The sequence below is a fragment of the Microcoleus sp. OTE_8_concoct_300 genome, from assembly GCF_031383065.1.
GTDB lineage: Bacteria > Cyanobacteriota > Cyanobacteriia > Cyanobacteriales > Microcoleaceae > Microcoleus.
The window spans coordinates 24,489-44,805 of record NZ_JANMZH010000228.1 but is presented as its reverse complement, the minus strand read 5'-3'; the positions used below and the strand labels follow the sequence as shown (position 1 = coordinate 44,805).

The following is a 20,317-nucleotide window of genomic DNA, read 5'->3' as shown; positions in this document are numbered from 1 at the left end:
AAACTCACAACTCCTGCGTGGCATAGACTCGCTTGACTTACGAAATTTTCCAAATAAACTAGCTAAAATTCGGCATTTTTTTGTCCCTTTTACTGTAAATAAAGGAATTTAAATCATGTTACAAATCGAAGCATCTACCCCCAAACTAACAGGCACCTCTTCCATTCTTCCCGATATTGCAGAAGACCTGCAACCAAACAAATATACAAATAATTACACTTCCCCCCGGAAAATGTCCTAAAAACTAACGAAATATCATCCACAAACTCCCGAATAGAACCATTAGCATCAAACAACCAAATCCTCGATCAAAGCCCAGAAACACCTCCCCAACCAGACATAGATACCTTCATCCTCAACAAAAATCCCACACCAACAACCAACAACATCCCCGAAAAACCGCAAATATCCACCACTCAAACCGACGCAATCACAGGCGATACAACCAAACCCGCCACTCAAAATAACATCTCTTTCGACTCCGGCATTTTCCAAGCAGACGAAACCGGTAAAATTAGCTTCGATTACCTATCAGACGGAGGCTGGTATCAAGGAGAACTAGCAATTATCAGCCTCACAGGAATACAGGAATTTGTTCCCGATTCAATAGCATTTATTAAAGAAGCAGCCAGACGCGCTTTAAGCAACTCCTCACTCGGTTATATCGCCATTTCTGACAGTACAGAAGCAGCTTCATTCTCTAGTTTCGAGGGAGAAAACAACTTCAATATCGGGGAATACCGAGGAATCAAAACCTTCGCAATGACTCCCGGAGACGAACTTGGTATCATCGTAGTTCCCAACGGCACAATACAGCAAGTATACGACAACCCAGGCATTGGCGGCGACAAAAAACCCTTATTCTCAATGGCAACAGCTAATTCCAGCGATGCTTTTAAACCAGGACAAATAGCCAGTGTTGCGAATGGTGGCAGTATATTTGTCATGGAAGATATGGGGATAGGAGAAGGGAGCGATGCTGACTACAATGATATCATATTTTCCCTCAAAGCTGCCACCCCTAAAGTCATTTCAATGGATGATGTAATTGCCAAAAAGTCCGATTGGCGTACATCAGAAAAAGGCAAAGAATTGATAGGTGACGCTGCGCCACAAACTGAGACTAAATTAGAAGACGAAAAAGCAGATACTACTTCTGCAACAAATCCTGTTGAAACAAAACCAGAAAATTCTCCAGCGACAGAAACTGAAAATCCGACAATTTCCTCTAATCCCAATTCCCGGACAAATCCTGTTGAGATAAAAACGGAAAACTCCTCTGCGACAGAAACTGAAAATCCGACAATTTCCTCTAATCCCAATCCTGCGACAAATCCAGCCCAGATAAAAACGGAAAACTCCTCTGCGACAGAAACTGAAAATCCGACAGTTTCCTCTAATCCCAATCCTGCGACAAATCCAGCCCAAACAAAAACAGATTCTCCCGCAGTAGAAGCCGAAAATCCGACTGTTTCTGAAATTCCCAATTCCCGGACGAATCCGGCCCAGACAAAAACGGAAAACTCCTCTGCGACAGAAACTGAAAATCCCACAATTTCCTCTAATCCCAATTCCCAGACAAATCCTGTTGAGACAAAAACAGATTCTCCCGCAGTAGAAGCCGAAAATCCGACTGTTTCTGAAATTCCCAATTCCGCCACGAATTCTGGTGAGACAAAAACCGAAAATTCCCCAGCAGCAGAAACTGAAAATCCGACAATTTCTGAAATTCCCAATTCCCGGACAAATCCTGTTGAGACAAAACCCGAAAATTCCCCAGCGGGAGAAACTGAAAACCCCACAATTTCCGAAAATATCATCTCAACTATCTCAGAAAACACTCAACCAACGATCGTAAATGTCAACTCAATCGACTTCATCACAGGTGACAAAATCGAAATACCCGTCTTTATCCAAGCAGACAAACCAGAAATACCAGCAATACCCGCAGACTTCATAGACATTCTCACCGGAGAAATTGAAAACATCTCCCCGAATCCTATCGACAGCGCCGAAATAGCCAGCCAAACTCCTGAAAATTTCCCGCTAATTTCTCTCGAATAAATTTCCCAACAGTCGGAAACTCTCAACAGCATATTCGCCCAACAATTCCCACTCATTCCCGAAACAGAATCGGGTCAAAATCATCAACCATCCGCATCAGAATATATAGTTACCGACGCCCAAACTATTATTCCCAAAATCGCCGTCACACAAAACCATCACTCGCAACAATCAGAAAATATCACCACCGCCAGCGACAATCAGCAGCAAACAACCATCAATGAATATGTAAACTCCGACTTCGATTCCCAAAACCTCGCCATTACTCCCGAAATACCATCCGAGGAAAACAATCAGCCAGACAACTCACAAAATATCATCGCCGACTCCTTCATCGCAACTGCAACTGACAGCGACTCCGAAACAACCATCAACGAATACACAGTCACCGACACAGAAACTCAACCAGAAATAACCCCCAACCTCCCCCAACAAAACCAACCATTAATCGGAATCATCGACACCGGCTTTCTCGCCAACAATCCCAACATCGACTACAGCCAAATCCGACTCGGCAAAGACTTAATCGAGGGCGACAACAATCCCCTACTGCAACCAAATCAAGAAAACCAACACGGCGACACAATTTTAGAAATTATCAGCCACTCCAACAATCAAAACGCCACCAAAAAATCGACTCCGATTTGGTTGGGACGAGCCACTGGTAGCGGCAAATGGCATCAATCCCTGATAGAATTTGTAGACGCATCCATTGCCTCAAAACAACCCAACGCCGTCGTCAACCTCAGCTTCGACTTAACCCAAATCAATCCCGACGGCACACAAACCACACGGCACAAACTGACAGCAGAAGAAAAATCAGCACTTAAATACGCCCTTGACAACAACATCCTGATTGTAGCAGCCGCTGGAAATCAAGGGGAGCTCGCATCCGCACTCGGACAAGCCTCCACAGAATTCGACAACATCATCACAGTTGGCGCAGCCGAAAACAACAACCGCAGCGCCTATTCCAGCTACGGAGAAGGGCTAGATATCTTAGCACAAATCAGCAGTCCACAAACAGCAGAACCATCAACAACCGAAACAAAACAAGGCACATCAATAGCCGCGGCTAAAGTCACAAACACCCTCTCCCAAATGTGGGCAGCCAACCCATCACTCAGCCGCCAACAAATCAAAAACATCCTCCTAAAAACAGCCAGCGACATCGACGTACCCGGATGGGACGAAAGGACAGGATACGGAATATTAAATCGCGAATTGGCAATTGCTACTGCCATCGAAACAATCCCCACAATCCCAGTCTTGGCAGCCACAAAACACTTGACAAAATCCCTGATTCATGCTGATGCAAATACCAGTAACTCTTCGAATCATACCGCAGCCAAACCCTCAGAAAGACCGGCCCTAACCAACGCCGCAGGTAATACGCCAAAGACTACCAGCACCTCAACCGGAGACAACGAGGCAGGCACTAGCTCCTATACCACAGAATTAGCGCCAAACACAACCACCACTACCAGCAACTCTAACGGCACAACCACCACCGACTCTCAAACTAATAGCCACTTCTCAAACACAAAATCAAGCTGGGATAAAAGCACCGTCAACACCAACAGCAAGGGCAACTCTTTTAACGAATCCACCAGCGATTCCAGCACAAATGCTGCTACATACACCAGCAAAAACTTTTCCCAAAACTCAGTCGAAAACACAAATCAATCACAGGACAATTACAGCCGAGTTAAATACGAAGGCACTCGCAACGACCAAAGCTCATCCAATCAAAAAGCCCGCAGTTCTAGCAATTATACCAGTCCTTCACAAACTACAAACACCACTGACGAGAGCTACCGAAACAGCTTCTCTCAATCTGACAGCAAATACGGCACGGACTATTCAATGAGTAACGGCAAGCGCCAAGACGATTGGGGTTCAAAATCAACTTCAAATACTCGCAATACTAGCAGCACAGACAGTTCTTTCAACAACAGTTCAACTCAAGTTCAAGGCAAAGCTGACTGGACTAATAGCAGCAATAACAGCAGTTACACCAACACTCACAGCGGGGAAGAAAACCAAGTCTATCGCTCGAATTATCAGAGTAGCAGTAGCAGCGGTTTCTACAAATATGGCAACAGCAGCGACAACTATTCAGTTATCAATTCTACTTGGGACAACACTACAACTGACGGCCAAACAGTCGGCAGCAACAGCCGCGATGTTTATTCGGAAGCCAATAGTAATACTAACAGCATTTACGATGACGGCAAGTCAAAAAATACCAGCAACAGAGACACATATACCGTCAATCAGTCTCAGGAAACTCATAGCAGCAACGGCAGCAATTATTGGAATAACAATCGAGGTAATAATTACTCGGTAACTCAGAGTAATGATACCCAAAACTACAAAAACGGCCCGGAAACGAGCAGCCACAATCAGGATAATTATTCTGTTAGCAAGTCGAATTATTCCAACAGCAACAGTGAGGGCAAAGTCAGTTCTAATTCCGAGCAAGAAAATTATTCGGAAAATCATGATCGGTGGCAGAGCGAGTATAAGACTGATACTTATACTACTCAAAGTAGCAGTGACGAATCAACAATAACAGCTACTAAAAGTAACAGCAGCACCGAGGGCAGTAATTCCACTTCATCTAACAGTAGCGATAGCTCCCGGACTCGGAATTCACAGACAGTCACAACTTATAAAGATGGTCGCAAAACTGAGAATGGCAGTTCGATTTACGAGAAATGGTCGAGCGAAAGCACTGAGGATAGCCAGGGGGTAGTTAGTTGGGTTTCCAAGTATTCTAGCTGGAGTTCAAGTTACAGCAAATCTTATTTTAAGGGAGGTTACAGTTGGACAGAGACTGTGAGCGGTTACGACTCTGAATCGGTGACGAAAGAGGGTGTTTCGACGAGTAATGGCAGCAGTTGGAGTTGGACTCGCAGCGGGACAGTTTGGGATGATGGTCCCAATAATTGGAGTGAAAGCTGGTCGAAGTCTAGTTGGAAAGATGGCAAGTATGCGCCGGGTGAATCGGAGGAAACGGGGGGGGTCATTTGACCCGGAAGGAACACAGACCCCGACGAATAATTTGCCGGAATTTGGGGAAGCGCCGCGGTTGAATAAGGCGCCGAAGGGGGAGGTGCCGATTGATTTTCAGAAGCCTCCGAAGCCTGGTGATATTTGGCTGATACCGACTTTTATTGTTAAGGAGCCTAAGTTTAAAGATGTTGTCTTTGGTAGTAGTGGTTCTGATTCCCCTTCAGGTGAGAGTGGGAATGATGATTTAGCTAATAATCCGTCTGGTGGTTTTGGTGGGGGTGGTTCTGGTGGCAAGTTACCTCCAAACAAACGTTCTGCACTGGCAGAAGTTATTCAACAATTGTTGAAGTTTTTTAGACCTCTTGGGATGTTTGTTGCTGGCGCAGTATATCAGTATCTACGTAATATCGGAGATTCAACTAAATGGTTATTCCAGGTCTTCAACCCTTACTGGGATGGACAGGAACAAGATGTGGAACGAGGGCTTAAAGGGCTTCCCGACTACAATTATTTTTGGTGGGGACAACGGTTAGGAGATGGGGCGGCAATTGTCACGGGAATTTTAGAAATCATAGCAGGCGGTGGTGCTGCAGCTGGAGGTGGATTTTTATGTATAGCAGGATTCACTTGCATCGAAGGTGCTCCCGCCATAGTAGCAGGTGTAGCTTTGGGACTACACGGAACAACTACGTTGGCAACTGGTGTAAGAAATATAGTTGGGGAACTTGGAGTATTATATTCTCAAGGAACAGGCGGTACAGGGAGCCAACTTTACCAAAAGATGACAACACCTCAATTGGAGAAAGCCCGAGACTCCTATCAAGACCTAATCCAAGAACACGAGAAAAAGCTCAATGACTACATAGCAAATCCCGATGCTTATGATAACGATGGCAGGCTTAAAAACGCACCAAATCCACAAATAAGGCAACAAATTATACAGGGGCGTATTAATGCACTTCAAAAACAAATCAAGAAGCAAAGAGATGAGTTAATAAAAATAGAACAAGAACTTAATCGCAGAAAATAGAGAGGATAAATCGATGAAGGTGACGGTTGGTGAACTACGGATATTGTTTGATAAACTCATGAATAAAATGGAACAAGAGGGCATAATATCATTAGATATTAATGATATAGATTACTATTGGATAGTTTCGTCTGATGAATGGACAAACTTTGAAACTGATGTTAGTCTAGATGTAGGTTCACTGATAGATGATTGGAAAAGCCTGCAAAAAGTTATATCCGAAGAACATATCCCCACATATGTTGATTTCGATCGCCTCGCCTCAATATTAAGAGCTGTAGCGGAGACGATTGTTCCACTAAAAGAGGGATAATATGACAAGCTCAAATAATCGACGTGGCGGGCGATTAGTTTTGTTCGATCGAATGATTATCAATAGTTTTACACCCCCCGGGCGATCGCACACCGGGTACAATTTCCTTGGAGTCGATCGCCCGTTTTTACGTGATTTTCTGTTTGGGGCGATCGGGCGATCGAATGAGCGGCAATCGAATGATTATCGATAGTTTTACACCCCTCGGGCGATCGACTTTACGGGCGATCGGCTTTATGGGCGATCGACTTTATGAGCGAGTTGTTTTGTGCGATCGCATGATTGTTGATAGTTTTATACCCCTCGGGCGATCGTACACAGGATGCAATTTCCTTTCAGTCGATCGACTTTGCAGGAGAGCAGTTTTGTGCGATCAAATGATTATCGATAGTTTGACAAGGAAGGGCGATCGACTTGGCTGGCGATCGAACTGTGCGATCGATTCTGGGGGCGATTCCCTTCGGGATAGCTTCGCTCGCGCGGACTTTTGTACAGGTCTTCGATCGGGCTCTCGATCGAAGGGGCGAGCGATCGTATCCTCTCATTTTTGTGTCACATCCTTGAGGGGATATCGGCACGCACCCCTGTCTGGCGTGCGATCGACACGGCACTAATTCTTGGAGGAACACGCTGCGATCGCCCCAATCTAGGATACAACGAGGCAAGAAAACCCGCCCTAGCCTGTAAACTAGGGATAACAGAATACGCAGGAGGGATTTATGCCGTCGGAAAACCAAGATTTGCCAAAAACTGCTGCACCCAAGAGTCAAAATTTGCCAATTCCTTCAGACATTTTATTGAGCTTGGTCGCTTTACCCATGCTGGGCGGGTTGGTGGCGGCCGCGGCTGCTGCTGAGTTTGTTGCGTCGATCGGCATTGAAAGCGAAGAAGTCTTTCGGGGCTCGCGCCTCCCGGTGCTCAACTTTCCTCAATCACAGGAATAGAAGGCCCAAGTCCGGATGCTGCAGCTAGAAGTTAATTTTTTTGAACCCGCCCACAAACAAATACCAGCCCCCGACTTCTGTCGTGGAGAGATCAAAATTTTTGACCCTAGTTCAAAAGCCCAGATTCATCTTTGAAGTAAATCTCAAATCCTTCGACGCGATCGCGACTCGACGCGATCGATCGCCGAACGTCTCACGCCGATCGTCTAAAATCTCAAATCGCAAGTCAACTGACCTAAAAGCTTGACAATCGGTAAAATCCGTGATGTGAGAATTTCTCTTTCGTTATACTTTGTAAATAAGTGCCTTTTACTTTCTACCTTGTAATAAGTTGTCTCAAATTTGACTGCAAACAAAAGTGTTTTAGGCGAAACTAAACAATACAATTTTCACAGACACCCGCAGCTATTGAGGAACAGCCCGATGAGTTCAGTCCTCCAGTCTTCAGAACAGGCTATTGAAGCAACATCAATTTCCCCTTTTCCCGCTTACTCAAAATCAGACCTGTTTCTGCGCAATCGCCTCAAAGTAGTAGAGGACTTGTGGGAATCGGTGCTGCGACAGGAGTGCGGGCAGGAATTGGTGGATTTGCTCCAACAAATGCGATCGGTCAATTCCGCCGAGGGACAGGCCACTGGGTTTCGCGAGTCGAATGTGGTACAGCTAATCGAAAAGCTCGACCTCAACGCCGCAATCCGCGCGGCTCGGGCTTTTGCACTGTATTTCCAGTTGATCAACATTGTCGAACAGCACTACGAACAGCGAGACCAACAGCTAGCTTACGCTAGCAGCAACGATGCTGGTGGGCGGATGTTTTCTAAGCTGCCCGGACAAGCAACGGATGCCCCCGATCGCCCGCGCCACAGGGAAGGCCCAGGTTCCGCCCAAACGGCTCCTCGCGGTGCAGATAGCAGCGAGACGATCGCCCGAGATGCCGGAACTTTTCACCAATTGTTCCCGATGCTGCAGCGCTTGAACGTGCCAAGCCAGCAAATCCAGCGCTTGATCGATCAGTTGGATATCCGCTTGGTATTCACCGCTCACCCGACGGAAATTGTCCGCCACACGATCCGCACCAAGCAGCGGCGAATGGCGAAGATTCTCCAACAGCTAGACCAAGTAGACGAGAAATTTCAGGTGCTTGGGACTGACTCTCAAAGCCCCTACCCAGTGTCTTGCTGGGAAGCGGCCGCTCTGCAAGAGCAACTGATGGAAGAAATTCGCCTCTGGTGGCGCACTGACGAACTGCACCAATTCAAGCCGACTGTGCTTGACGAGGTGGAATACACTCTCCACTACTTCGAGGAAGTTCTGTTTGAAGCTATTCCCGAACTCTACCACCGCTTAAAGCAAGCGCTCCACGCTTCTTATCCTTATCTGAAACCGCCGAGTTACAATTTTTGCAAGTTCGGTTCTTGGGTGGGCTCGGACAGGGATGGCAACCCTTCTGTGACTCCGAAAGTTACTTGGCAAACGGCTTGCTATCAGCGCCACTTGGTGCTAGAGAAGTACATCGGCGCGGTGAAGCGGCTGAACGAACTTTTGAGTTTGTCGCTGCACTGGAGCGACGTGCTGCCGGAATTGCTCGAATCTCTCGATCGCGACAAATCGGAATTTCCGGATGTGTACGAGCAGTGGGCGATCCGCTACCGCCAAGAACCTTATCGCTTGAAGCTGGCCTACGTGCAGCAGCGACTGGAAAATACGCGCGATCGCAATTGGCGGCTCTACAAAGGAGACGAGTTGCAGCGGGAACGCGAAGCTTTGTCAGAAAATCCCGGAATGACCGGCCTTTATCGATCGGGCGCTGAGTTTTTGACCGAGCTGCAGCTCATCGAGCACAATTTAGTGGAAACAGGTTTGAGCTGTCGGGACTTGGAAAATCTGCTCTGCCAAGTAGAAATTTACGGATTTAATTTGGCTTACCTCGATATCCGCCAAGAGTCAACAGTACACTCCGAGGCTTTGAGCGAAATTGCTGAATACTTGCAAATTTTGCCCAAGTCTTACAATCAAATGTCGGAATGCGATCGAATTATTTGGCTCGCAACTGAACTGCAAACTCGCCGCCCTTTAATTCCAGCAGAATTGCCCTTTTCTCCCAAAACTTGCGAGACGATTAATACCTTCCGGATATTGCGGCAAATGCAGCAGGAGTTTGGTCCGGAAATTTGCGAAACTTACGTCATCAGCATGAGCCACGATGTCAGCGATTTACTGGCGGTTTTGCTGTTAGCAAAAGAAGCAGGACTTTACGACCCGGCTACAGGAATTAGCAGCATTCAAGTAGTTCCCCTGTTTGAAACGGTGGAAGATTTGAAGAAAGCGCCGGAAGTAATGCAGCAAATATTTGATTTGCCTCTTTATCGAGCTTTGCTAACAGGAGGATACGCGCAGGAACTAGCGGAAAAAAGCGAAGAGAGTGTCAAAAACCCAATCGCAACTCTCAAATTGCAAGAGGTGATGCTGGGCTATTCGGACAGCAATAAAGATTCGGGTTTCCTCAGCAGCAATTGGGAAATCCACAAAGCTCAAAAGGCTTTGCAAAGGGTTGCGGAAAAATACAATGTAGAGTTGCGGATTTTTCACGGCAGAGGCGGTTCTGTAGGGCGCGGCGGCGGGCCTGCTTACAAGGCAATTTTGGCTCAGCCTGGAAAGAGTATTAGCGGGCGAATTAAGATTACCGAACAAGGCGAGGTTTTGGCTTCTAAATATTCTTTGCCGGAGTTGGCGCTTTATAATTTGGAAACTGTGGCGGCTGCGGTAATTCAAGCTAGTTTGCTGCACACTGGTTTTGATGGCATCGACCCTTGGAATGAGATTATGGAGGAGTTGTCGGCTCGATCGCGATCGCACTACCGCCATTTAATCTACGAACAGCCGGATTTAGTCGATTTCTTCCACCAAGTTACCCCGATTCAAGAAATCAGCCAGTTGCAAATTAGTTCTCGCCCCGCCCGTCGCGGTGGCAAAAAAGACATCAGCGGTTTGCGAGCAATTCCGTGGGTGTTTAGCTGGACTCAAAGCCGCTTTTTACTTCCTTCTTGGTATGGTGTCGGCACAGCTTTGCAAGAGTTTTTGCTGGAGGAACCGGAAGAACACATGAAACTTTTGCAGTATTTCTACTTGAAATGGCCGTTTTTTAGAATGGTAATTTCTAAGGTGGAAATGACTTTATCTAAGGTGGATTTGCAGATTGCAGAACACTACGTGCAGGAGTTAGCTTTGCCCGCTGACAAGGAGCGTTTTAAGGCTTTATTCGATCAAATTGCTGCCGAATTTCACTTGATTCGCGATTTGGTTTTAACTATTACCGGACACCAACGTTTGTTGGACGAAGATCCGGAATTGCAGCGTTCGGTGCAGTTGCGAAATGCGACGATTGTGCCTTTGGGTTTGTTGCAGGTTTCGCTGCTAAAACGCTTGCGGCAGCACGGTAGTAGCGGGATTCCGGGGGTGATTCACTCCCGTTACAGCAAGGGTGAATTGTTGCGGGGAGCTCTGCTGACGATTAATGGTATTGCTGCGGGGATGCGGAATACCGGCTAGGAAAATAGTTGTGAGTTTGGAATTAGTGGTAAGGTGCGCCGCAGCGCACCCTGCTACTGGTAGTTTCAGAATTCACGCGATCGCCCATTGTAGTCACAGTCATAGAAAACTGTTCGCTATCCTAGCTGAGATTTTTTTATGTCTAAACGCAAACAGTCTGAAGGTTGTCGCCCGATGCTGCGGCGCACTTTTTTATTTTTAACGGGCATCGCTTTGGCGCGGGTTGCGGCTGACTATTTTGCGATCGCCCAAAACCGAGATAGTTTCTTGACTCTCGCGGGTCAACTTTGGCAAAAGTCACTCGCTTTTTTATCAAGTATACAATCCAATCAAACTCCTCCACCTCTCCCTAACAATCCCATTGTAAAATCTGCAAAAACTAATCAACCTCTGCGGAGTAATCCAATTGTAAAATCGCCAGAAAGTTCTCCTGCAGCGCAGCCGTCTCAACCTCAAATTATCAGACGTTCCGCTAAGCAAGCAAAACCCGTACAACTGGGCCGCAAAAATGTAGCTGGCGCAAGTTTTTATCTCACAACTATTGACCTCGCAGACCCAGAAATTTTTATCACAATTGGGTTAGCTAATAATGCAGCTTTTGCAAATACTTCTAAAGTCACGCGGGGTGATGAACCTTTTGAAAATATGGTGGCGCGTTACCGGGCTGCTGTTGTTGCTAACGGGACTTTTTTTGGTAAAGATCAGCAGAAATCAGTGCTGGGAAATATGGTGGCGGCGGGTAAGTTTCTCAAATACAGCAGATGGGAAAATTACGGCACGACTTTGGGAATTAAAGCGGGAAATCAATTGGAAATGGTGACGGCTAGAATCGAAGGTAAGCCGGATTGGAGTCAACATTGGTTTTCTCTCACTTGCGGGCCGAGATTGGTTAAAGGGGGGAAAGTTTGGCTGTCTCCTTTGTCGGAAGGTTTTAAAGATTCTCATGTTTTGGGCGTGGGTTCGAGAACGGCGATCGGCTTTCCGGCTTCCAGAGATAAGTTATTTTTGGTGACTTTTCTTGATAGTTTATCTTTGGAAGCCGAAGCTAAAGTTATGCAGGCGATCGGCTGTTTTGAAGCGATGAATTTGGACGGGGGCGCTTCGGTGGGTTTGGCTCATCAAGGGCAGATTTTATTGCCTGCGGGACGGAATTTGACGAATGTGCTGGTGGTTTACGATCGCGAATATCCAGCGCCGGCTCAGTTAAAGCAGTCCTGGGAACGCTTTCAAAAGGGATCTCGACCAACGCCGGACAAATCAGTGTTTTTTGATTGATCTAGCAGCAGGAAGTTCGGCAACGAAGCACGCGCGAGGGATGTAACGGATGCAAGAAAGAAGGAAGAAGGAAGAAGGAATCGAGGGAGCATCCCGATTTTGGGTAGTGATCCCGAGGGAAGGATGAGAGAATTAGAGATAATGCTATAACCAGTGCTGGGGATACGTCCTGTCTGCCGCTAAATTATTAAAGATGACGGCGCACAAGACCAAAATTATTGATCCCTCAAAAGCAGGTGTTAGCAAAAATTTCCAGTCTGGTTTGGTCATCATGACGACTAAGGCAACTGCTCCCGAAGGCGGATGTAGGGTTCTGGTAATCTGCATAATGCCGATCGCAGTAGAAACAGCCATTCCCATGGCCCAGGGAGAAGAACCGAGAAAATGCAGAATCATTAAACTGGTGAGAGCAGCTAAGAAATTGCCCCCAATGACATTCCGGGGTTGAGCCAAAGGGCTGTCAGGGACACCAAAGATGAGAACGCTTGTGGCGCCAAACGGAGCCATTAGTAAAGGAGAATTAGTTTTTACAGCAAGATAGGACGTTGCAGTGATTGCCAAAAAACTGCCAATCCAACTCCAAAAAATATGCCGAGGATGAGGTCTGTCTATTGGGCAGGTCAATGGGCACGATCGCCATCTCCCAAAGGTTTTAAACCAATAACTTTCCCATTTCAGTTGAATTTTTTTACTGTCAATCATAAATCAGGTTACTTGATAACCAGGCTTCTTAAATTGTCGGAACTAGCCTCCGGTAAAGTTAAGATATCATAACAATTGCTCAAAAAGTAGTTAAAAGCACAGATTTTTTACTTCTATGCCAATCAAGCAGCAGCTAACCCGTTTCTTTGCCCACTGCACGCTGTCGTTTACTGGGTAAAACGTCTGCATAGGCTGACCAGAAATCACGCTCCGACCACCGCACATTGACGGTAAAGCCTATGCGGCGCCTGCCACAAAGAGCCACACCCACTGCTTGTTGCCGGAAGTGGTTCATCCTTGACCATTGCTCATCCATCTGCATCGTCAGACGGCGTTTCGGCTTTGGCGCACTGGCACTTCCTTCTCCACCTGCTGATATTTCGCGTTGAGGTACTGTTGCAGTCAGAGTTCGGAAATCTGCAAGGCACGGGAGGCATATATTTATCGGAATCCTGCACCGGGAGGCTATCAGTCTGAGATAGTTGTTGCAGATAATGGTGCGATCAGAATGCTAGCTTTTCCTGAGATTGAAATTAGTTTTTCACGACTGTTTTTGCCTGTTTAGTTTGTGTTTGAGCTTTAACCGCAGATGGAGCCGATAAACGCAGATGGACGCAGATAAAGACTTAGGATCAAGATGTTTAGGAGCAGTTTAAATTTTAAGATAGTGGTAAAATAGAAAAATGAATTCAAGGGGGTTTTATGTCACATCTTGAGTTATTACCCCATATTCGTCATTTATCCGGTGCTGATAAGTTTCAAATGATGCAGTTTTTAAGGGATGAATTGCCGAAACAAGAAGGAATTGTCATGGGTAATGAAGCTGCCGAAATTATGTATTCAGTGCATACTTATAATAGTGCAGCAGAGCAATTGATGCAGTTAGTGGAAATAGAAAATAAGCAAACTCAAAATGTTTAATGGAAGGCGATATTCTTTTCACCCTAAACGAGATGAATTTGGTGTTTTAGCTGATGTTCCGTATCTGCCTTTAACACTAACTTATCAAAATCGTTCTGTTGAGGTTATGGGGTTACTGGATACAGGAGCTAGTGTTAATGTTTTGCCCTATAATGTTGGGGTGGAATTAGGGGCAAGTTGGGAAGAGCAAAGATTTTCTGTTACTTTAGCGGGTAATTTAGCCAGGAATGAGCATACATGGAAAGCATGACCGTAAAAGAGTTGATGGAGGCTTTGGCAGAACACGACCCCGAAGCCATAGTTTACGCTTATATTCCCCAACGTTATCTCAAGCCCATTTTCTACGAAGCTTCCTTCACAATTGAGGAAGTTGTGGACGGCGAACCCAAGCGGGTTAACCTGTTCCCCTTTGAGCCAAACATTGACTGCGATAATTTGAACTCATGGCCTGAATCGTTTCGGCCTGAGTATGTTCTGCAAGAAGAACGTGAGGATGGATGGTAATGGTGTAGGGTTTTGGTCTGTGGACGTTAAAAGTTTCCTGCTTTGATGTGGCTTGTCGAGGCTGTCGCCGTATCAATTGCCTCCGGTTGGTCTAAAATCTCATCATCCGCATTCGGGCGATACACCCAATCCACAAACTGCCCCCATAACGTCCCTACTCAATGGTTTGTGGATAATTCCTGTGTTCCCTACGGAGAGTTTTCCCACTCGGCGGTAAGCTTGCGGAAATTGTATTTAGACGCGCCGGGGTGACAAGTAACGCAACTGCTGATATTTGCGGGTTGTGACATTTTGACTTTGGGGTGTAGAGCTTTGAAATAGCGAGAACTGGCGACTCGATAGGGGACTTCTTCGTCTTTGGCTTGGGGACGGGAAAAAGTTTGTAGGTAGTTCCACACTAGCAGACGGGACGGGTCTACTAGCAGTTTGATATTTTGCCCGTAGTGTTCGGGATCTTGCAGCAATCTGCGCCAGGTTTCTGTCGGTAAGACTTGCGGCGGTAAACCGATGTGACAGGTGGCGCAGTTTTCTAGGTACAGTTGCTGTCCGAGTTGGTAGCGATCGGGAATTCGATCGACAGTGCCATTATCTTCAATTGCAGACACTTGAGCAAGTCGCGCCGGAGTGTGGTCGGCGGCTGTCTGGGCTGCCACCCATCCGCCTCCGGTACAGCAGACAATTATCAACACCAGCAAACTTGAGTAAAGCCCCCGCAAGCTGCGAGAGCGACGCTTGGGGGGGTTTTTGTGGTTCATGGTGTTTCTGCCTTCTCGCTGCTAATTTCTGCCTTCTCGCGGCGGTTTTTTTGAGCCTGCATCGATTTGTTGCCTAAATCACTGGTATGCTCATGCCTTCGCGGGCCAAGCAGCCATTGGCGAAGGCTGCCTGCACCTCTGCTTCTACGCCATCGAGAAAATTGTCGTCGTGACTCGGATCGTGGTGAAACATCACGATCTTTTTGACTCCTGCAGCTTTCGCTATTTCTACTCCTGCTTGCCAAGTCGAGTGTCCCCAGCCGACTTTCGGGGTTTTGAAGTTGTAATACTCTTCGTCGGTGTAGTTGGCGTCGTAAATCAGCACGTCGGCGTTGCGAGCTAGGTGTACCACATTGTCGTCCACGCGATCGGGAAAATGTTCTGTATCGGTGCAGTAGACCGCCGTATGTCCCCCCCAGGTGACTCGATATCCGATCGCGGTGTTGGGATGGTTGAGCAGTGCCGTTTCTATTTTCACATCGTCGATTTCGAGAATATCGCCCGGAGTCAAATCGTTGAATTTGAGGTCTGACTGCATCACTTGGATGGGGACGGGAAAATTGGGGTGCAGCATTTGGTCGGCAAGACGCTGTTTGATTGTAGTGCCGTTGGGGGCGATCGCTCCGTAAATGTGAAAGCAGTTCCCCGGGATAAAGGCAGGAGTAAAGAACGGAAACCCTTGAATGTGATCCCAGTGAGTGTGGCTGAAAAACATATGGGCTTCCACTGGCATTTGCCGCAGCAGGTTGAGACCTAGAACTCGCAGACCTGTGCCGCCGTCAAAAATCAGGCGTTTTTTGCCCAAGCGCATTTCTACGCAAGAGGTGTTCCCTCCGTAGCGAATTGTTTTGGTGCCGGGGGTGGCGATGCTGCCCCGCACGCCCCAAAACTGAACGACAAACTCGGTCAAAGGACTATTTTCCATAGTGGCTTTGTGATCGGAAGGCTGTGGATTGGGTTGAGAGGGTGCGGAATCTGGCATCTTTTTTAGCTTTGGGGGCAGGAAGTTGGGAGCTGAAATCTTAGCTTTTAGTTTTTAGTTTTTAGTTTTTAGCAATCCGTACTATAAAGCGCTTTATCCCGAAAGCATCCGAGTGCCGAACACTTGGGCTGTTAGAAACCTAAACCGTACCGGTTGGTGTAGGAGATGTCACGCTTGAGAGATTATTTTTTTCACCCTGCGGGCTGCCCGGCGTGTTTTGTGTTCTGAGATTAACATAGCGCCTTTCCAACAGTGTTCGGGTAAAATTTCCCATAACACAGAACTCATTCCCCGGGGGTAGAATTTGCGCTTCATCTTACTCTATGAGTAGTATTTTTTTCAAGATACGGGCCCGGGTGGCGTTTTGAGGAATGCCGTTCCGGTGACTCGGCATTCACGACTGATTTGACATTCTAGCCACCCGTTCCTCGACTGCATCCTTAGACGTGCAGCGGTCGCCTTAAGTTCGGCCTCCTGAGTTTTTAGTCGGGTTGCAGTCGAGGAGTGCGGGTTAGGGGCTTATTTGCGATCGGCTGCGATGCATTTTTCCACTAACGGCATTACTTGATCCACATCTTGCCAACCCAGAATTTCCGTGACTTTTTTCTCCAAATTTTTGTAGGTTCTAAAAAATTCGGCTATTTCGTCCAAGCGGTGGGGGGCTACGTCTTTGAGGGACTTATAGTGAGCGTAGCGCGGGTCTTTGTCGGGAACGCACAACAGTTTCTCGTCCCTGTCGCCTCCATCAATCATTTCTAGCATTCCGATCGGTCGAGCCGCGATAATGCACCCTGGAAATGTGGGCTCATCCATCATCACCATGCCGTCGAGGGGGTCCCCATCATCAGCTAAGGTATTGGGTATGAAGCCGTAGTCGCACGGATATTGGACAGAGGAAGAAAGCACCCGATCGAGTGCAAAGGCTTGCATCTCTTTATCAAACTCGTATTTGTTTTTGCTACCGGCGGTAATTTCGATCAGGACGTTGAGCAGTCCTGGTTTCGGCTGTGCCGGAATTAGCGATAAGTCCACAACAATATCTCCAAGTTAACAGATGATTGGGATGAGTGCTACTTGCCAAATCCCTTTGATAGCATTTTACGGGCGATCGGGCCGGACGGCTGCATGAGATTGACAGAAAGCGAGCGAGTGCGATCGGCGTAGCACAATTTGAGGATGATTCTTGTGAAGTGTCCCGCCTGCTTTGAAAATACACTGGACGGGCGGGACGCCCATCCCACAGGTTGAGGGCGCAATGCTTTGTTTTGGCGATCGGGAGATATTTTCACATCGATATCTTCTTTTTACCGTCTGTCAAAGTTCTTTGAATTTTCACTCCCAACCACTGGCTCAGTTCTGTTGCTAACCACTCGATTTCTGATTCACTTAGTCCCTGCTTCACTCCTAGTTTATATTTTTGGTTACCGGCTTGAATAACTATCTGAGAAACTTTGGATTCAATTTGTTCAATTTCCAACTGGCAAATGTCCTGTGTGGGGGATGGCTCGATGGAATAATTCCATTTCCACCCCAGCAGATGGCTGGTAGAGGAGATTTGCTGGCGATCGATTCTGAGACGCAATTTCCGAAATGTTGAGAATAGAAACATTACTGCTACCGCAACTGATAAACTTCCTGCTATGCTAAAATGTTGCTCGTCCATCTCCCCGTTAACAAAACGCAATAAGAGTGTCAAATTCGCAGCAAGCGCAGCCGTAAACAGGGTAATCAAACCAAAACTGACTCCCTCTGGCGGAATTACAATTTCTATAAACTCAGAATTTTCGATCAATCTAATATCGCTGCCTGACGGCTCCAATACCATAGGAGTTTTTTTGAGCGGGCGGGGATTTTTGAGCGATCGCAATGCTTCCTCAGCCGAAGATAACCGTTTTTCCAAGCTCGGTTCTGTCATCCACTCCAGCCAATCAATTAAATTAGGATTGACCTGCCCGGCCCGATCGGCAAATTGAATTCTCAAATCCTGCTGTGGCAGTTCCGTGGGATGCAAACCCGTTACCAAATAAATTAAAGTTGCACCTAAACCATAGAGATCCGAAGCCGGAACGGATCGCCCGCCAAATTGTTCCGGTGCCATATATCCGTAAGTTCCGACTACCGTAATTGTCCCGCCAAATTTTGCAGCTTGGTTCTGCACAGAACCAAAATCGACTAAATAAACTTGTCCCGCCGAGTTACCGGATCTGCTGTGCAGTAAAATATTGCTAGGTTTAATATCGCGGTGAATAACAGGCTGATTTTGCTCGTGCAAATACCTCAAAATTGCTAACAGCGATTTGGCTAATTCTTTCACCTCACTTTCGCTAAAAGTACGCCCTGCTGTTAAATGCTCTTCCAAAGTTTTTCCCTCTACATAAGTCTGTACCAGGGCAAATCCTTTGCTGTCTGGTTCGTCAATTTCCAGGTAGTCGAGGTAGCGCGGAATTGCTGGGTGAGAAAGTGTTTTTAAAGTTTCCGCTTCCCGTTCAAATAGCTTGAGGTCTTGCCATTCAAAATCGCTGCCGAGGAATAGCTGTTTGAGCACAACTAATTTTTGAGTTTGCAAATCGCGAGCGAGCAGCGTTTGGCGACCGGTTTGTTTTCCCAGTTGCCGCTGCACTTCGTAGCGTTCTGCTAATATTTTGCCAGTCATGTTTTTTACCTTAATTGTAACTTTAGGCGATCGTCGTGGTCCAGAAACCGGGTTTTTTAGCGAGTCTGGCGGTTGCAACGAAGTATTGTCGTAAAAACCCGGTTTCTAGGAGTCTGAGTGGGTCTAGGGCTGTAAATTTGAGATTAGAGTCCGCTTGCTTTTTGATACCACCGGGCAATAGACTTGCTAGTTGCCCCCATTGACAGTCCTACAATTAGCGATATTGCAAGCAGAAAGATAATGTTAGACATGGAAAGCTCTCCATCATTAATAATATCCCACGTCTTTTCATCATTAAAATACTCGATGAGCGACCATAAGAAAATGCTGGTCGCCGAGGTAAAGAGTACGATACTAATTGCATTTAAAACCTGTCGGTGAAGTTGGGGATTAGTTAGGGGAAAAAACCACAAGCGCGTCACAATTGCTGCGATTATTCCGTTCGCCAACCCCAGAGGCAAGCCGAGAATAACGCCGCAGATTCCTGCGACAATAATTGCCTCATAAGACCCCCAAATGATGATGAAAGTTATTACTGAACAAGCTCCTATAGCCAGAGTTCCTGTCGAAATGCTGCGCCCGATCGCATTCTTGAACAAGCTAAAGGTATCCACCGTTTTTCCCTGTTTCAATGTCTGGGAATATTTATTTATTTGCTGTGGTTTTTCTAAAACTTCTTTTGCTATTTGGACTGAGGCGGGACGGCGCTCTAAACTGGGATGGGTCATCCACTTCAGCCAATTGGTAAAACCGGGACTTAGTTGGGTGAATTGCTCGAATTCGAGCTGCAAATCTTGTTGCGGTAAATCGGCAGGATGCTGCTTGGTAATTAAGGCGATTAATGTTGCTCCCAAGCCGTACAACTCGGAAGCGGGAACCGCCCTCCCGCCAAATTGTTCTGGTGGCATATAGCCATAAGTTCCGACAACGGTGACTGTTTTTCCCTTGTTGGGTTGCTAGGGTTTGAACTGCACCGAAATCGACTAGGTATACTTCGCCGACGCTGTTACCCGATCGATTCTTGAGTAAGATATTGCTGGGTTTAATGTCGCGGTGAATCACCGGGGGGTGTCGCTGGTGCAGGTAGGCGAGGATGTCTAATAATGCTGTTGCTAATTGTTTGACTTCGCTTTCGCTGAAGGTGCGCCCATCTGAGAGATATTCTTGTAGGGATTTGGCTTCGATGTAAGTCTGAACTAGGGCGAATCCTTTGCGGTTGGGCGTGTCGATTTCAAAGGAATCGAGATATCGGGGAATTGCAGGATGGGATAGGGATTTTAAGGTTTCGACTTCTCGCTCGAACAGTTTTAAGTCTTCCCAGTTAAAGTCGCTGCTGAATGAGAGGAGTTTGACTACTACTTGCTGTTGGGTTTTTAAGTCGCGGGCGAGTAAAGTTTGCCGTCCTGCTTGCTTGCCGAGCCGCCGATCGCACTGATAGCGATCGGCTAATATTTCTTCTGACAAATCGCCGATGTTTTGTCCACTCATGTTCTCCTACCCTAGAGGCGATTAAGCCTAGTTTAGTTGACAAAAATGCCATAATCTGCAATCTTCTGGCTACGGCAAAAAAGTTTTTCTGTCAAAGAGCAACCGCCTTTAAGAGCTAG

21 protein-coding genes are annotated in these 20,317 nt (G+C 46.8%); 13 read left to right on the top strand and 8 right to left on the bottom strand.

Going from position 1 to position 20,317, the window contains the following annotated elements:
• Positions 1 to 762: 762 nt before the first annotated feature.
• The 10 genes from ACUVJL_RS11055 (at position 763) to ACUVJL_RS11010 (ending at position 12,193) form a co-directional block, all read left to right on the top strand.
• Positions 763 to 2,064 carry a DUF4114 domain-containing protein gene (locus tag ACUVJL_RS11055; protein WP_445245885.1) on the top strand — a complete coding sequence of 434 codons (1,302 nt, stop codon included), beginning with the start codon at positions 763 to 765 and terminating at the stop codon, positions 2,062 to 2,064.
• Positions 2,065 to 5,100, top strand: a complete 3,036-nt coding sequence (locus ACUVJL_RS11050; RefSeq protein ID WP_445245894.1) for a S8 family serine peptidase — start codon at positions 2,065 to 2,067, stop codon at positions 5,098 to 5,100.
• Between the two features lie 58 nt (positions 5,101 to 5,158).
• Complete coding sequence (locus ACUVJL_RS11045; RefSeq protein WP_445245884.1) at positions 5,159 to 6,112, top strand: hypothetical protein; 954 nt, start codon at positions 5,159 to 5,161, stop codon at positions 6,110 to 6,112.
• A 58-nt stretch (positions 6,113 to 6,170) separates the two neighbouring features.
• On the top strand, positions 6,171 to 6,425 hold the full coding sequence (locus tag ACUVJL_RS11040) for a hypothetical protein (protein ID WP_333234348.1): 255 nt from the start codon (positions 6,171 to 6,173) through the stop codon (positions 6,423 to 6,425).
• Position 6,426: 1 nt separating this feature from the next.
• Entirely contained in the window at positions 6,427 to 6,618 is a 192-nt protein-coding gene (locus ACUVJL_RS11035; protein WP_445245883.1) for a hypothetical protein, read from the top strand.
• Entirely contained in the window at positions 6,605 to 7,039 is a 435-nt protein-coding gene (locus ACUVJL_RS11030; protein ID WP_445245882.1) for a hypothetical protein, read from the top strand. The genes ACUVJL_RS11035 and ACUVJL_RS11030 overlap by 14 nt, the downstream gene beginning before the upstream one ends.
• A 105-nt stretch (positions 7,040 to 7,144) precedes the next feature.
• Positions 7,145 to 7,369: a hypothetical protein gene (locus ACUVJL_RS11025; RefSeq protein ID WP_445245881.1), complete on the top strand. Its 225-nt coding sequence runs from the start codon at positions 7,145 to 7,147 to the stop codon at positions 7,367 to 7,369.
• Between the two features lie 100 nt (positions 7,370 to 7,469).
• Entirely contained in the window at positions 7,470 to 7,616 is a 147-nt protein-coding gene (locus tag ACUVJL_RS11020; protein ID WP_445245880.1) for a hypothetical protein, read from the top strand.
• Between the two features lie 176 nt (positions 7,617 to 7,792).
• Positions 7,793 to 10,918 carry a phosphoenolpyruvate carboxylase gene (gene ppc, locus ACUVJL_RS11015; protein WP_445245879.1) on the top strand — a complete coding sequence of 1,042 codons (3,126 nt, stop codon included), beginning with the start codon at positions 7,793 to 7,795 and terminating at the stop codon, positions 10,916 to 10,918.
• 138 nt (positions 10,919 to 11,056) lie between these two features.
• The gene (locus tag ACUVJL_RS11010) at positions 11,057 to 12,193 is read left to right on the top strand and encodes a phosphodiester glycosidase family protein (protein WP_445245878.1); all 1,137 of its coding nucleotides are present in this window, start codon (positions 11,057 to 11,059) and stop codon (positions 12,191 to 12,193) included.
• A gap of 144 nt (positions 12,194 to 12,337) precedes the next feature.
• Here the strand turns inward: ACUVJL_RS11010 and ACUVJL_RS11005 are convergent, their stop codons facing one another.
• Positions 12,338 to 12,895, bottom strand: coding sequence for an HPP family protein (locus ACUVJL_RS11005; RefSeq protein WP_445245877.1), 558 nt, complete (start codon positions 12,893 to 12,895; stop codon positions 12,338 to 12,340).
• 702 nt (positions 12,896 to 13,597) lie between these two features.
• Here ACUVJL_RS11005 and ACUVJL_RS11000 point away from each other — a divergent pair.
• The 3 genes from ACUVJL_RS11000 to ACUVJL_RS10990 are packed head-to-tail and all read left to right on the top strand — an operon-like array spanning position 13,598 to position 14,320.
• Positions 13,598 to 13,816: a hypothetical protein gene (locus tag ACUVJL_RS11000; RefSeq protein WP_445245876.1), complete on the top strand. Its 219-nt coding sequence runs from the start codon at positions 13,598 to 13,600 to the stop codon at positions 13,814 to 13,816.
• A complete protein-coding gene (locus ACUVJL_RS10995) occupies positions 13,809 to 14,066 on the top strand; it encodes a hypothetical protein (RefSeq protein WP_445245875.1) in 258 nt (85 codons plus the stop codon). The genes ACUVJL_RS11000 and ACUVJL_RS10995 overlap by 8 nt, the downstream gene beginning before the upstream one ends.
• Positions 14,063 to 14,320 carry a hypothetical protein gene (locus ACUVJL_RS10990; protein WP_445245874.1) on the top strand — a complete coding sequence of 86 codons (258 nt, stop codon included), beginning with the start codon at positions 14,063 to 14,065 and terminating at the stop codon, positions 14,318 to 14,320. The genes ACUVJL_RS10995 and ACUVJL_RS10990 overlap by 4 nt, the downstream gene beginning before the upstream one ends.
• A gap of 188 nt (positions 14,321 to 14,508) precedes the next feature.
• Here the strand turns inward: ACUVJL_RS10990 and ACUVJL_RS10985 are convergent, their stop codons facing one another.
• The 7 genes from ACUVJL_RS10985 to ACUVJL_RS10955 form a co-directional block, all read right to left on the bottom strand.
• Complete coding sequence (locus ACUVJL_RS10985; RefSeq protein ID WP_445245873.1) at positions 14,509 to 15,075, bottom strand: diheme cytochrome C; 567 nt, start codon at positions 15,073 to 15,075, stop codon at positions 14,509 to 14,511.
• Positions 15,076 to 15,148: 73 nt separating this feature from the next.
• Positions 15,149 to 16,057: an MBL fold metallo-hydrolase gene (locus ACUVJL_RS10980; protein WP_445245872.1), complete on the bottom strand. Its 909-nt coding sequence runs from the start codon at positions 16,055 to 16,057 to the stop codon at positions 15,149 to 15,151.
• Between the two features lie 519 nt (positions 16,058 to 16,576).
• Positions 16,577 to 17,089: an inorganic diphosphatase gene (locus tag ACUVJL_RS10975; RefSeq protein ID WP_445245871.1), complete on the bottom strand. Its 513-nt coding sequence runs from the start codon at positions 17,087 to 17,089 to the stop codon at positions 16,577 to 16,579.
• A gap of 38 nt (positions 17,090 to 17,127) precedes the next feature.
• Positions 17,128 to 17,346, bottom strand: a complete 219-nt coding sequence (locus ACUVJL_RS10970) for a hypothetical protein (protein ID WP_445245870.1) — start codon at positions 17,344 to 17,346, stop codon at positions 17,128 to 17,130.
• Positions 17,343 to 18,710, bottom strand: coding sequence for a serine/threonine protein kinase (locus tag ACUVJL_RS10965; RefSeq protein WP_445245869.1), 1,368 nt, complete (start codon positions 18,708 to 18,710; stop codon positions 17,343 to 17,345). The genes ACUVJL_RS10970 and ACUVJL_RS10965 overlap by 4 nt, the downstream gene beginning before the upstream one ends.
• A gap of 143 nt (positions 18,711 to 18,853) precedes the next feature.
• On the bottom strand, positions 18,854 to 19,324 hold the full coding sequence (locus ACUVJL_RS10960) for a hypothetical protein (RefSeq protein WP_445245868.1): 471 nt from the start codon (positions 19,322 to 19,324) through the stop codon (positions 18,854 to 18,856).
• A gap of 31 nt (positions 19,325 to 19,355) precedes the next feature.
• Positions 19,356 to 20,198, bottom strand: coding sequence for a serine/threonine protein kinase (locus ACUVJL_RS10955; protein WP_445245867.1), 843 nt, complete (start codon positions 20,196 to 20,198; stop codon positions 19,356 to 19,358).
• Positions 20,199 to 20,317: the final 119 nt, after the last annotated feature.